Below are 13,504 nucleotides of genomic sequence, written 5' to 3' on the forward strand. Positions count from 1 at the left end.
CCAAAACTGCCACTAAATTTATTATTTCTCGCTTAGATACTCTTGTAAGCTTTTTACTTCAAGTGCTTTGCCAGTTTGAACTGTGCTTAGTGACTTAGCAGCTGCAAGTGCTGCACGGATAGTTGTAAAGTAAGGGATTTTAAACCTAAGTACATTTTGACGGATCTTTTTGCCATCATCTACGCTTGATTTAGTATCGCTTGTATTTATAACAAGTGCTATATCGCCGTTTTTAAGCCTATCTTCGACGTTTGGTCTGCCCTCGCTTATCTTATATACAAACTCAGCCTCCACACCAGCTTCGCTTAAAATTTTATGCGTACCGCCAGTTGCAACGATGCTAAAACCAAGCGCTATTAGCTCTTTTGCAAGATCAGGCGCGTAAGACTTATCAGCGTCAGCTAATGTTAAAAACACCCTGCCCTTGCTTGGCAAAGTGTTGCTAGCAGCGATCTGGCTCTTTGCAAATGAGCTTGCAAAGTCGTGGCTGATACCCATGACCTCGCCCGTGCTCTTCATCTCAGGGCCAAGGATGAGATCAGCTCCACTTAGCTTGTTAAACGGTAGCACACACTCTTTTACGCAAACATGCGAGCTTACGCGAGGTTTTAAGATGTCACCATCTTCATAAACGACCTTGTAATCATCATAAAATTTAAGTGCCTCACGTAAATTTCCCTGCCACATAACTCTTGTAGCCACCTTTGCCATAGGCACGCCAGTAGCCTTGCTCACAAACGGCACGGTTCTGCTCGCGCGAGGATTTACCTCGATCATATAAAGCTCGTTTTCATAGATAGCAAACTGGATATTCATAAGGCCGACAACGCCTAAATTTAGCGCGATATCTCTGGTTTGCTTCTCCACTTTTTTTATCATCTCATCGCTTAAGCTCATCGGTGGCAATATGCAAGCTGAGTCGCCAGAGTGAATTCCAGCCTCCTCGATGTGCTCCATTATAGCGCCTATATAGACCTCTTTGCCGTCACATATCGCATCTACGTCGAGCTCTTTTGCATCTTGTAAAAATTTATCAAGTAGCACTGGCGAGTGGTTACTAACCTTTACTGCCTCACTCATATACTCTTTTAGCTCGCTCTCGTTATGCACCCTTCTCATCGCCCTGCCGCCAAGGACGTAGCTTGGGCGAACAAGCACTGGATAGCCGATAGTCGCGGCCTTTTGCAAGGCTTCTTCTAAGCTAGTGGCGGTATCGTTTTTAGGCTGAAGGATGCCTATTTTATTTATAAATTCGCTAAATTTCTTTCTATCCTCGGCCACGTCGATCACTCTTGCAGTTGTGCCGATGATCTTTGCGCCGATCACGCTTAGGCGTTTTGCAAATTTAAGCGGAGTTTGGCCGCCAAAATGCACGATTACGCCGTCTGGCTTTTCACGCTCGATGACTGATCTAACATGCTCAAAATCGATCGGTTCAAAGTACAAAATATCACTCGTGTCGTAGTCGGTTGAGACGGTTTCTGGGTTGCAGTTGTACATTATCGTTTTTACGCCAAGGTCTCTTAGGGCGTAGCTTGCATGAACGCAGCAGTAGTCAAACTCTATGCCCTGGCCGATCCTATTTGGACCGCCGCCTATTATCATCACCTTTTTAGCATCTTTTGCTAGCTCTTTTTTAGGAAATTTAGTGATATTTGTAGATGAGTAGAGATACGGCGTTAGTGCCTTAAATTCGCCCGCGCAAGTATCGACTTCGTTGTATTCAAGCTCGATACCAAGCTTCTGCCTAGCAAAATAGATATCATTTTGACTAAGCTCAAGATCGTCTTTTTCATTTATAAGCACGGCTATCATCTTGTCTGAAAAGCCCATGCTTTTGGCCTCTCGAAGTAGCTCTTCGTTGTTTAAGATATCCATGTCGATCTTATCTTCAAATTTAACTATCTCATAAATTTGCTCTAAAAACCAAGGATCGATCTTGCTAAACTCACGCACCTCAGCCACACTAAAGCCATCTCTAAAGGCTTGTGCTAGGTATAAAATTCTCTGCTCATTTGCATTTCTGATACCATAAACCAAGGCATTTTTCTCTAGGCTAAGGCTGTTAAATCCGCAAAGATCGCGTTCTAGGCTGCAAAGCGCCTTTTGGATACTCTCTTTAAATGTCCTACCAATCGCCATGACCTCACCAACTGACTTCATCGCAGTGCCTAGATATGGGTTTGATCCTGGGAATTTCTCAAATGTAAAGCGCGGAATCTTTGTCACGATGTAGTCGATCACCGGCTCAAAGCTAGCAGGCGTGCCTGTGATATCATTTTTGATCTCATCTAGGCTAAAACCAACTGCAAGCAGTGTCGCAACCTTTGCGATCGGGTAGCCAGTAGCCTTACTAGCAAGCGCTGAGCTGCGGCTAACGCGTGGGTTCATCTCGATAACGATCATACGGCCAGTTTTTGGATCTATGGCAAACTGCACGTTGCTGCCGCCGGTATCAACGCCGATCTCACGAAGTATGGCAAAGCTAGCGTCACGCATAGCCTGATACTCTTTATCTGTGAGTGTTAGTGCTGGAGCGACTGTGATGCTATCACCTGTATGCACGCCCATTGGGTCAAAATTTTCGATCGAGCAGACGATAATACAGTTGTCATTCCTATCTCTGATAACCTCCATCTCGTACTCTTTCCAGCCAAGCAAGCTCTCTTCTATCAAAATTTCATGTATCGGGCTTGCGTCAAGGCCGGTGTTGGCTAGCTCTTTAAACTCATCCATATTATAAGCCACGCCGCTTCCTGCACCACCAAGCGTATAGCTAGCTCTTATTATTAGCGGGAAGCCTATCTCGTTTGCCGCATTTAGCGCGTCATCCATGTTATAAGCATATCTACTCTCAGGCAGGTCCATGCCGATCTTTTGCATGGTTGCTTTAAAAATTTGTCTATCTTCGCCCTTTTTTATCGCTTCTGGGTTTGCACCAAGAAATTTAACATCCTTTAAAAGACCACTCTCAAAGACCTCCATAGCGGCATTTAGCGCTACTTGACCGCCCATAGTTGGCAAGATAGCATCAATATTTTCTTTTTCAATGATCTTTAAAATGCTATCTTTTGTGATCGGCTCTATATACGTTGCATCGGCGAAATTTGGGTCAGTCATGATGGTGGCTGGGTTTGAGTTGATAAGCACTACGCGGTATCCAAGCTCTTTTAGCGTCTTGGCTGCTTGCGTGCCTGAGTAGTCAAATTCGCAGGCTTGACCGATGACGATAGGGCCTGAGCCGATTAGCAAAATGGTATTTATATCTGTTCTTTTTGGCATCATTTTTCCTTTGTTACAACGTATAGGTAGTTTGGTATGTTTATCTTTGCATAGGGCTCTACTATCACGCTTTGATAGGAGCTCTCTTTTAAAATTTTACTCACGCGCCCTACTGGCACCCCACTAAAAAATATCCCGTCAAGCCCGCTCGTAAAGACCTCGTCGCCCTCTTTTGGGCTGAGCCATTGTGGGATAAATTTCACCATTATTTGGCCTTGATTTCCATGCGCGACGCCTGGAATTTTGTCATTTCCTATATAGACTGCAAATATACTTTTTGGGTCATTTTGCAAGTAAGCTAGCGGCTTGCCGTCTTTTGCGATAACGATGCCAGCGCTGCTTCCTTGATAGATGAGTCCGTAAATTTTATTTGGGTCGTATCCTTCAAACTCGCTTATCCAAATTTTATTATAATCCCCGATATGCACGTAGCTAAGCCCTTTTACTAGCTTTACAGCTGGGGCGTAGGCAGTTGAGTTTTTATCTTTTAAAATTTGATTTAGCTCGTTTGCAAAAGTAGATAGAAGCGTGGCTGAGCGCTCTAGCTCTTTGTTTTGCGCTCTTAGTTTTTCTATCTCGCTAGCCTGCCTAAAATATTCGTTTATATAATCTTTCACGCTTTTGGCAAAATTGTCGTATGAATTTATAGCGTAGTTGCTAAATTTGATAGATATGTTGCTTAAAATTTCGCCCTTAAACATCGAGGCGCCAGCAAGCAACGCTATAAAAACAAAAAGAACAATCTTACTCTTCATTTGTTAGCTGTTGTAAAAGTCCGATCTCTTGAAGTGCCTTGCCTGTGCCTCTAGCAACAGCAAGAAGCGGCTCATCAGCTACAAATACTGGAAGCTTAACGATATCAGACAAGAACTTATCAAGCCCTCTAATAAGCGCTCCACCGCCAGTTAGCACGATACCAGTCTCGACGATATCGCCAGCAAGATCAGGCGGCATCATCTCAAGCACAGTTTTGAGCGCATCTGCGATCTCTTTTAGCGGCTCTCTCATCGCCTCTCTCACATCCTCACTTGTCAGCTCAACCCTACTTAAAAGACCGCTCACTTGGTCGCGTCCTTTTACCACTACACTTAGCTCTTTTTCTAGCTGCACAGCAGAGCCCACAGCGATCTTTATCTCCTCGCCTGTTCTCTCGCCTATTAGTAAGTTGTATTTTTCTTTTATGTAATTAACTATGCTGCTATCTATCTTGTCGCCAGCTGTGCGGATAGACTTTGAGATAACTAAACCGCCAAGTGAGACGACACCGATCTCAGTCGTGCCACCGCCGATATCAACTACAAGGTTGCCTTGTGGCTCACGAACTGGTAAATTTGCACCAATAGCTGCTGCCATAGGCTCTTCTATCAAAAATACCTCTCTTGCACCAGCACTTAGCGCGCTCTCTCTAACAGCCTTTCTCTCAACCTGAGTAAGTCCGTAAGGAACCGAGATGATGATCCTTGGGCGTAAGAAATTTTTTCTTCTATGAGTCTTTTCTATGAAGTAGCGTATCATCCTCTCTGTCATGTCAAAGTCCGCGATAACGCCATCTCTCATCGGTCTTATCGCCTCGATGTCACCAGGAGTTTTTCCCACCATCTCTTTTGCAGCGTGGCCGACTGCTAGAATTTTTTGTTTTCCATATTTTTCACGTCTTACTGCAACAACTGATGGTTCATTTATGATTATTCCCTTATCTTTTACCAAAACCAAAGTGTTTGCCGTACCTAAATCTATACCCATATCACTAGAGAAAAAACCTATAACCTGATCTAAAAACATCTATTTCCTTTACGCTGTTAATTTATTGTGCTTTACCAAAATCGGCTTTGCCTTATCTTTTACCGTCTCTTTTGAGATCACGATATCGTAGTCTTTTAGCTCTGGCAGATCATACATTATATCTGTCATGAGCTCTTCCATTATGCTTCTAAGCCCTCTTGCTCCAGTCTTTCGCTCGATAGCAAGGCTTGCTATCTCTTCAAGTGCCTCATCATCAAATTTAAGCGTAGCGCCGTCGATCGCACAAAGCTTTTGATATTGTTTTAATATCGCATTTTTTGGCTCGGTCAAAATTTTAACCATATCCTCTTTTGTTATCTCATTTAATGTAGCCACCACGTGAAGTCTGCCGATGAGCTCTGGGATGAGGCCATATTTTACAAGATCGTCTGGCTCAAGCAGGCTTAGTAAATTTTCTTTTTCGTTTTTGCCACGTTTTTCTTGGTTAAAGCCAAGTACGTTTTTACCAACTCTGCGCTCTATGATGTCAAGAAGTCCATCAAATGCACCGCCACAAACAAATAAGATATTTGTCGTATCTATCTGGATGAAGTCTTGGTTTGGATGCTTTCTGCCGCCTTTTGGTGGGATATTTACGACGCTACCTTCGATGATCTTTAAAAGCGCTTGCTGCACGCCCTCGCCTGAAACGTCTCTTGTGATGCTTCTATTTTCGCTCATTCTAGCGATCTTATCGATCTCATCGACAAATACAATGCCCTGCTCCGCCTTTTTCACATCGCCATTTGCAGCTTGCAAGAGCCTTGTAAGGATATTTTCAACGTCCTCGCCGACATATCCAGCCTCAGTTAGGCTTGTCGCATCACAAATCGCGATAGGCACGTCAAGAAATCTCGCCAAAGTCTGAGCCATCAAGGTCTTGCCACTTCCAGTTGGGCCAACAAGCAAGATGTTTGACTTTGAAATTTCGGTGTCGTCTTTGATGTCGCTTTGTTTAAAAATTCTCTTATAATGGTTATATACGCCGACGCTAAAGACCTTTTTAGCCCTATCTTGACCGATCACGTAGTTATCAAGTACCGCTTTTAGCTCCTTTGGAGTGAGCTTTTGATACTCTATCGCCTCATCGTTTTTGCTCTCTTCTACACTCGTATCACCATGTATCATATCGTATGCTGCTGCTATACAGTACTCGCATATATAGGCGTTTCCTTCGATATCTGCTAATAACCTTCTCTCAGCAGACTCAGCCTCGCCACAAAAATTACACTTTCTAGCCATTAATCTCTTCCTTTTGCAAGCGGAATTCCTCTTGTCGTTTCTAATATAAATTTACACATTTTTTTAACATTTTCGTCGCTGGTTTTTGCGATCAGCTCATTTGCTTGATCTTTTAGGCTAACTCCTTGATTAAACAAAAATTTATAAGCGCGAACAAGTTCTTCAACCTGCTCTTTATCAAACCTACGCCTAATGCCAACTAAATTTAAGCTTCTTATATAGGCTCTGTTGCCCTCAGCTAGGCAAAATGGCACTACATCTTGGCTGAGCGCACTAGCCCCTGCGACCATGCAGCTTTCACCTACTCTAACAAACTGGTGAATAGGCGTAAGACCGCCCACAACAGCGTAGTCGCCAAGCTCGACGTGACCTGCTAGAGTTGCGTTATTTGCCAAAATGACGTTGCTGCCTATTATGCAGTCGTGTGCGATGTGAGAATATGCCATGATAAAGGCGTTATCGCCGATCCTTGTTATACCATCGCCCTTGTGCGTGCCTGAGTTTATCGTGCAAAACTCACGTATAGTTGCGTGCTCGCCGATGATGACGCCAGTATCGACCTCATCTTTATAGCTGATATCTTGCGGGATGTCGCCCACGATCGCGTAGCTAAATACACGAGAGTTATCGCCGATCCTCGTCTTGCCAAGCACCCTTGCGCCTTGTTTTATCGTGACGTTGTTGCCAAGGACCGCATTTTTACTCACAAATGCGTAAGCCTCGATATTTGCGTCATCTCCAATGATCGCTCCATCTTCTATAACTGCTGTTTGGTGGATATTTTTCATTGTCTCTCTTTTTTTAAGCAAAAGCCTATTTATCGACTATCATCGCTTTTAGTTCAGCCTCAGCGCATAGCACATTATCGACGTATGCCTTGCCCTCAAGCACCCAGATATTGCCTTTATGTTTTAATACATTTAATCTATACTCTAGCCTATCTCCAGGGCGGACTGGATGGCGAAATTTCGCTCCGTCTATGCTCATAAAATAGACCACTTTATTCTCGATGCCAGCTTGATGCTCGTCGCTCATACTCTTAAACGCTAACACGCCGCCAGCTTGCGCCATGCCCTCAATGATCATCACGCCAGGATAGATCGGGTGACCTGGGAAGTGCCCCTGAAATATCGGCTCGCCAATGGTTACATTTTTATAAGCGACGATGTTTTTTGCAGGCTCTAGCTCGACAACTCTATCGATAAGCAAAAAAGGAAATCTATGTGGAAGAATTTTTTGAATTTCTACGACGTCTATCACGTTTTAGCCTTAGTAATGTAAATTTTGGCAGATTGTAACAAATTTATACTAAGAAAAAAATTATTAGCCTCTTTTACAATCTCTGAAATTTAGCCTTAATGGGTCTAAATTTAGCTCTCTAAAACCAAAATTTCTTCGCTGTCGTTGTAAAAAACAGCCTTTGCGTAAATTTCGTAGCTGCCCTTTTTGACCTCGTCTAAGATGATGATAGGATTTTGCGAAAACTCCCCGCATATCTGCCTACGAAATTTCATCTCAGCGCCAAGCTCTAGCGGCCTTTTACAAAGCTCATCAACGCTTTTAAATTTGCTATTTGTAAATTTATTAAAGCGCTCTATGCCCATAAATATCGCACCCTCTTTTAGTTCATCGTCCATTTCGCAGTCGCGCTCTACATTTAGCTTTAAATTCTCTCTTTTAAAGCCAGAGTAGAGCACAAAGTAGCTTGGCACCACTGCATTTTGAAATTTCACACTAGCGCGCAAAAGCCTGTAGTTTAAAAATCGCCTTCTAAAAAGGTGAAATTTCTCCCCCTTTGCCTCACAAAGGCGCACCTTTTTGTAAAGCTCAAGTCTAGCCTCAATGCTGCCATAAAGTGCCCTTGCGTGCAGCTCGCTCATTAGCTCACTTTGGGGTAAATTTTGCGAGTCGCGCTGTTTTTTTAGCGCAAAGACGCAGCCGCAGTAGTTTTGGTGATAGAGTTTGTCTTTTTTAGCGAGGATAAACTGCTCGCTTGTGCCACCATTTTTTCTATAATCAACCGCAACGGCTTCTAAATTTGAGCCAGCCACCGCCTCATCAAGCGCCTTTTTAAGCTGAGAAAAGTCCTTTTTTGGGCTCATCAAAAGTGTCGTCGTGATCTTATTTAGACCAAGATCAAGTGCTTTTTTAGCGGAGTCTTTCATACGAAAGTCAAAGCAGTACTCGCACCTTTTGCCCTTTTCTGGCTCATCTTCAAGCCCCTTTGTGCCACCAAGCCAAGCTTCGTAGTCATACTCGCCACATATTAGCTTGATGCCAAGCTTCTCACAGCTTCGCTTCACGTCCTCAAAACGCAGTAAAAACTCACTATATGGATGTATGTTTGGATCGTAAAAATAGCCTACTATTCGCTCATTTGGATAGTCTTTTCGTAGGCGCTGTAAAAAGTAGTGGCTATCGACCGAGCAGCAGATATGAACTAGCAAATTTGACCTTTTTTGCTTGCATTATATCAAAGTTTGGCGTCATAAAATTTAGCTGCATCGAGGTATTTTTTAAGGACATTTTGGCTTGCAAGATCTTCAAATTTACCCCACGCCACTTGCTTGCCAGCCTCTATTATTAGCACCTTTTGCGCTATCTTCATCGCACTTAAAATATCGTGCGTGATAAAGATAATGCTGATCTTTTCATCTAAGCTTAAAAGCAAATTTATGATCTTTTGCTTCGTCTCATTATCAAGCCCGCTTGTTATCTCGTCGCAGATTAGGATTTTTGGCTTTGAAAGCAGCGCTAGCAGTATCCCAACCCTCGTCGCCTCGCCGCCACTTAGCTGAGATGGATATTTTTCTAAAATTTCATCTTTTAAATTTAAATTTACTAGAAGCTCTTTGAGCTCATTTTCGCTAAAGCTAAGCTTAAGATATGATCTCACATGAGCGATGGCTGTTTTTACTTTTAGCGCTGGATTTAGGGCTTGTTTTTGGTTTTGCAAGATATATCTGATATCTTTTTTTAGCTCATTTTTGTCCGTGATCTCTTCATTATTTATATAAATTTTGCCCCCACTTTTTGGCTCGCTAAATGATATGAGCTTTGCAAGCGTGCTTTTACCACTGCCACTTTGACCCAAAATGGCTAAATTTTCGCCATCATCAAGCTCGAAATTTATCCCCTCTAAAAGGTGCAACACTTCAGCCCTAGCGTTAAAATGCTCCTTAAAACTTAAACTTTTTGAGACGTTTTCAAGCCTGATTTTCACGCATTTTCCTTTAAATTTAGCCGCCCATCTCTCATCTGCCAAATTTCATCACTAAGATAGCTTGTCAGCGCCTCATCGTGTGAGATAAAGATGACGCTCATCTTGCCCTTTAAGCTCTCTAAGATGCCTGCCACATGGCTACCGCTAATGCTATCAAGCCCGCTTGTTATCTCATCGCAGATTAAAATTTTTGGCTTCAGACAAAGCGCCAGAGCGATCTGCACACGGCTCGCCTCGCCGCCACTTAGCTCGTATGAGTATTTGTGCCAGATGAGATTTGCATTACCCAGCCCAAACTCCCTAAAATAAGCAAATGCAAGCTCTTTATTTGATTTATTATCGCCGCCAAGATAGGCGTTAAAGTGATCGCCCACGTTTAAGAGCGGATGAAGGCTTGCAACTGAGTTTTGAAAAACGAGCGCAGCGACCTTTTTTCGGTGCTCTTTTAGCTCATTTTGGCTAAGTTTTAAGATATCTTTTTTGTAAATGCTAAATTTATCCGCTCTCACTCTAAAATCATCATCAAAAAGCCTTATTAAACTCTTTGCAAAGAGCGATTTACCACTGCCACTTGCACCTGTGATACCTATAAATTTACCCTCACTCATATCAAAATCAAGCTCACGCAAAAGCTTTTTATCCTTATAAAAAACGTTTAAATTTTTAATCTCTATCATATTTTTATATTGCCATTTTTTGAATTTGACGTGATGATCGAGGTTGCGAGGATGAGCAAAAAGAGCGTCACGCCAGGGAAAAGCACCATCCACCAAGAGCCCAGAAAAAGCGCCTCTTTGCTCTCATTTAGCATGATGCCAAGGCTTATTTTATTTGCGTCGCTACCCACGCCAAAAAAGCCAAGCGTAGCCTCCATGACGACCGCGTTTATCGCGTTTATGCCAAAGATACTAACTATTAGATGCTTTAAATTTGGCAAAATTTCAAAGCATATAAGGCTAAATTTGCTAGCTCCATTTATCACAGCTTGCTCGGCGTAGTCGCACTTTTTACTAAGTCTTAAATTTTGCATAAAGACTTTTGCGCCTTGCATAAACGAGCAAATGGCGATGATAAAAGAGGTTATGAGCAGATCTCCACTACTAAATGAGCTAAAAAGCATGATAAAAACGATGTTTGGTATGCTTAAAAAAGCATCAAGCCCCTTGTCAAAAAGGCTCTCACAAACCTTGCTCTTGCTCGTGCCAAAATATGCGTAGATGAGCGAGAAAAGCGTCGTTAAAAAGCCAGCTAGTAGCAAGATAAGAAGCGAGTTTTTAAGCGCGTAGGCTACTCTTATAAGATTGTCCCTACCAAGGATATCAGTGCCAAAGATGTGCTCGCTACTTGGGGCTAAATTTACCGCCATAAAGTCAGTGAAATTTGGCTCAAATTTAGAAAAAAACGGCGTCACAAAGGCAAATGTGACAAGTGCTAAAAAGACAAAACAGGCTAGGAAAAATATGACTTTTCTCATAAATTTCTCTTATCTGCCAAGATAGCAAAAATTTTAGCCAGCAAATTTGCAAAAACGACAAAAACAGCCGTTAGCAAAATGGTCGCAAGTGCGACTGGATAGTCTTTAGCGATGACTGCATCAAGGCTAAGCTTGCCTATACCTGGAAATGAAAAAATGCTCTCAATGACGTATGAGCCAGCAAAAACGCCAGCTACAAGTGTGGCGAAATAATAGACTATATCGGTGCTTGCGTGCTTTATGGCAAAGAGATAAATTTTGCCCCGTCCCAAGCCTCTAGCGTGAGCCGTCTGGATAAAGTCGGCGTTTAGGCTTTGATTTAGCCTGTCTCTTACAAATTTCACGTTTGCGCCAAGGTGTGGCAAGATGATGGCAAGCGTTGGCAAGATGATAAATTTAGCCCCAACGCCGCTAGATCCTAGCTCGTTTGCCCCAGAGCTTGGTAGCAAGTTTAGATAGACGCTAAAGATCGCTATTAGCACGAGTGCGATGTAAAAATGAGGGAGTGATGCCAGCAAAAAGGAGCTAAAATTTATAAAGATATCAGCAAATTTATTCTTATAAATGGCGCTTAAAAGCCCCAAGAAAAAGGACAAAAGAGTTATCAGAAAAAACGAAGCAAAAAATAAAATAAGCGAGTTTAAGAGCCTCTCTTTAATGAGCAGCGACACACTTGCCCCGCTTACAAAGCTAGTGCCAAAGTCGCCTGTGACAAAGTGAGCCAGCCATCTAAAATACTGCACGAAAAAGCCATCTTTTAGCCCCAAATTTTCTAAAATTTGCTCTTTTATGGCTAAATTTATCGCCTCACTCCTTGAAAACATCGCGTCAGTGACATTTCCTGGCAAAAAGTATATGAGCAAAAATAGAAAAAATGAGATAAAAAACAGCAACCCAAGACTTGAGATCGCTGTTTTTAAAATGGCTCTAAACAAAGTTTTTATCCACTATTTTACTTGCCACTCTCTTATATTCCATAAAAATCCAGCCCCGTGATGCCCCAAAATTTGCGTCTTGATGCCTGAAATTTTGTTATTAAAAACGAGCGGATAGTCAAGATAGGCTATAAAAATGTAAGGTGGATTTTCATGAAGCGCTTTTAGAAATTCTTTATAGTATTTTTTCCTAAGCTCTACGTCCTTTGTGTATCTCGCGTTTTTTAGGGCGCTATCGACATTTTCGTCCTTGTAGTGACTAAAGTTCCAGCCATTTTCATTTACGCTCACATCGGCAAATCCGCCAAAAATTCTATATGTGTGAAAGTCTGGATCAAACGGGCTTCCCCAGCCGATCACGAAGCTATCTACCTTGCTTATGCTAAAGGCTGTTCTTGGCTTTGCGTAGGCTTTGGCTTTTACACCAAATTTATTTAGCTCGCTGCTTAAAATTTTAGCTAAATTGACTCTTAAGATGTCGTTATTAAAGGCGTAGATGTCAAAGCCAAGCTCCTTGCCGTCCTTTTCAAAAAAGCCAGCCTTATTTTTCTTAAAGCCACTCTTTTCAAGTAGCTCTTTTGCCTTTTGCGGATCGTAACTAAATTTAAACTCGCTGCCATTTGCAAAGCTTTTTTCTATCGGGTTATTCGCTACGCTTGCATATCCATGAAATAAGCTTTTAACTATCTCATCTTTATTTACGGCGTAGTTTAGGGCGATCCTTACATTTTTATCTTGAAAGATAGGATCTTCAAGGTTAAACATCAAAGCTCTATAGTCTGCGCTTTTAAACTTAAGCAGGCCAAGTTTTTTATCATCTTTTATGAAATTTACCCCTGTTGGAGAGATGAGCGCAACGTCGATCTCGCCGCTTTTTAGTCCAACTAGTCTTAAATTTTCATCGCCGACGATCTTAAAAAATACCTTTTTTATCTTTGGCCCGCCTTTATAGAATTTCTCATTTGCCGCAAATTCCAAGCTCTCATCTTTTTTCCATTTTACAAGCTTGTATGCGCCAGTGCCGATAGGGGCGTCATTAAATTTATCAGTCGCGATATCTTTGCCCTTTAAAATGTGCTCAGGCAAAACGCCAAAGCTAAGTGCGTCAAGAAAAGGCGGAAAAGGCTCACTAAGCGTGATCTTAACTTTATAATCACCCAAAATTTCAACGCTTTTTACCACCTCGTAGTTTGAGATAGCAGGCGCGTTTAGCTTCTTATCTTGAGCCGCTTCGATGGTAAATTTAACGTCTTTTGCGCTAAATTTCACCCCGTCATGCCAAAAAACATCATCTCTTAGCTCAAAAATATACTCCAGCCCGTCATCACTCACCTGCCAAGACTTGGCAAGCTCAGGCACCACGTGGCTATTTTCATCGTGGCTAGTAAGTCCAGAAAAAACTAGCGAAAGCGTAGGATCGTGATCCTCGTCGTAAAGTGGGTTTATACGAGGTGTTTGCTCCTCGATAGCGACTACAACGGCATTTTCATTTGCATAAGCAAAGGCAGAAAATAACAAAAACAATAAAACCAAAGACCTCTTCATCACTTGCTCCTTTGTTTAAAA

General features: G+C 42.3%; 12 protein-coding genes. All 12 read right to left on the reverse strand.

Annotation, left to right across the window (positions count from 1 at the left end; translation table 11 throughout):
• Positions 1–21: 21 nt before the first annotated feature.
• The 12 genes from carB to CVT00_RS08660 all read right to left on the reverse strand — a co-directional run bounded on the left by carB (position 22) and on the right by CVT00_RS08660 (position 13,483).
• A complete protein-coding gene (carB, locus tag CVT00_RS08605; protein ID WP_103558962.1) occupies positions 22–3,282 on the reverse strand; it encodes a carbamoyl-phosphate synthase large subunit in 3,261 nt (1,086 codons plus the stop codon).
• Positions 3,282–4,037, reverse strand: coding sequence for a rod shape-determining protein MreC (mreC, locus tag CVT00_RS08610; protein ID WP_107914827.1), 756 nt, complete (start codon positions 4,035–4,037; stop codon positions 3,282–3,284). The genes carB and mreC overlap by 1 nt, the downstream gene beginning before the upstream one ends.
• Positions 4,027–5,064, reverse strand: a complete 1,038-nt coding sequence (locus tag CVT00_RS08615) for a rod shape-determining protein (RefSeq protein WP_002939972.1) — start codon at positions 5,062–5,064, stop codon at positions 4,027–4,029. The genes mreC and CVT00_RS08615 overlap by 11 nt, the downstream gene beginning before the upstream one ends.
• Positions 5,065–5,073: 9 nt before the next feature.
• Positions 5,074–6,306 carry an ATP-dependent Clp protease ATP-binding subunit ClpX gene (gene clpX / locus CVT00_RS08620; protein ID WP_021088133.1) on the reverse strand — a complete coding sequence of 411 codons (1,233 nt, stop codon included), beginning with the start codon at positions 6,304–6,306 and terminating at the stop codon, positions 5,074–5,076.
• On the reverse strand, positions 6,306–7,094 hold the full coding sequence (gene lpxA, locus CVT00_RS08625; protein ID WP_107914829.1) for an acyl-ACP--UDP-N-acetylglucosamine O-acyltransferase: 789 nt from the start codon (positions 7,092–7,094) through the stop codon (positions 6,306–6,308). Before lpxA ends, clpX begins: the two co-directional genes overlap by 1 nt.
• A gap of 25 nt (positions 7,095–7,119) precedes the next feature.
• Entirely contained in the window at positions 7,120–7,566 is a 447-nt protein-coding gene (gene fabZ, locus CVT00_RS08630) for a 3-hydroxyacyl-ACP dehydratase FabZ (protein ID WP_107914831.1), read from the reverse strand.
• A 110-nt stretch (positions 7,567–7,676) separates the two neighbouring features.
• Positions 7,677–8,753: an epoxyqueuosine reductase QueH gene (locus tag CVT00_RS08635; protein WP_107914833.1), complete on the reverse strand. Its 1,077-nt coding sequence runs from the start codon at positions 8,751–8,753 to the stop codon at positions 7,677–7,679.
• 26 nt (positions 8,754–8,779) lie between these two features.
• Positions 8,780–9,529: an ATP-binding cassette domain-containing protein gene (locus tag CVT00_RS08640; RefSeq protein WP_107914835.1), complete on the reverse strand. Its 750-nt coding sequence runs from the start codon at positions 9,527–9,529 to the stop codon at positions 8,780–8,782.
• Positions 9,526–10,206 carry an ATP-binding cassette domain-containing protein gene (locus tag CVT00_RS08645; protein WP_107914837.1) on the reverse strand — a complete coding sequence of 227 codons (681 nt, stop codon included), beginning with the start codon at positions 10,204–10,206 and terminating at the stop codon, positions 9,526–9,528. Before CVT00_RS08645 ends, CVT00_RS08640 begins: the two co-directional genes overlap by 4 nt.
• Positions 10,203–11,003, reverse strand: a complete 801-nt coding sequence (locus CVT00_RS08650; protein ID WP_103571736.1) for an ABC transporter permease — start codon at positions 11,001–11,003, stop codon at positions 10,203–10,205. Before CVT00_RS08650 ends, CVT00_RS08645 begins: the two co-directional genes overlap by 4 nt.
• Positions 11,000–11,938 carry an ABC transporter permease gene (locus CVT00_RS08655; RefSeq protein WP_107914839.1) on the reverse strand — a complete coding sequence of 313 codons (939 nt, stop codon included), beginning with the start codon at positions 11,936–11,938 and terminating at the stop codon, positions 11,000–11,002. The genes CVT00_RS08650 and CVT00_RS08655 overlap by 4 nt, the downstream gene beginning before the upstream one ends.
• A gap of 12 nt (positions 11,939–11,950) precedes the next feature.
• Positions 11,951–13,483, reverse strand: coding sequence for an ABC transporter substrate-binding protein (locus tag CVT00_RS08660; RefSeq protein ID WP_103558969.1), 1,533 nt, complete (start codon positions 13,481–13,483; stop codon positions 11,951–11,953).
• Between the last annotated feature and the right edge of the window lie 21 nt (positions 13,484–13,504).

It is taken from the genome of Campylobacter concisus (assembly GCF_003048675.2).
Lineage (GTDB): Bacteria > Campylobacterota > Campylobacteria > Campylobacterales > Campylobacteraceae > Campylobacter_A > Campylobacter_A concisus_F.

What these genes read in the sequence shown, in the direction of transcription:
- lpxA (WP_107914829.1), bottom strand. Translation starts at nt 7,094, where the DNA reads ATGAAAAATATCCACCAAACAGCAGTTATAGAAGATGGAGCGATCATT.
- CVT00_RS08615 (WP_002939972.1), bottom strand. Translation starts at nt 5,064, where the DNA reads ATGTTTTTAGATCAGGTTATAGGTTTTTTCTCTAGTGATATGGGTATA.
- CVT00_RS08660 (WP_103558969.1), bottom strand. Translation starts at nt 13,483, where the DNA reads ATGAAGAGGTCTTTGGTTTTATTGTTTTTGTTATTTTCTGCCTTTGCT.
- clpX (WP_021088133.1), bottom strand. Translation starts at nt 6,306, where the DNA reads ATGGCTAGAAAGTGTAATTTTTGTGGCGAGGCTGAGTCTGCTGAGAGA.
- CVT00_RS08650 (WP_103571736.1), bottom strand. Translation starts at nt 11,003, where the DNA reads ATGAGAAAAGTCATATTTTTCCTAGCCTGTTTTGTCTTTTTAGCACTT.
- mreC (WP_107914827.1), bottom strand. Translation starts at nt 4,037, where the DNA reads ATGAAGAGTAAGATTGTTCTTTTTGTTTTTATAGCGTTGCTTGCTGGC.
- carB (WP_103558962.1), bottom strand. Translation starts at nt 3,282, where the DNA reads ATGCCAAAAAGAACAGATATAAATACCATTTTGCTAATCGGCTCAGGC.
- CVT00_RS08645 (WP_107914837.1), bottom strand. Translation starts at nt 10,206, where the DNA reads ATGATAGAGATTAAAAATTTAAACGTTTTTTATAAGGATAAAAAGCTT.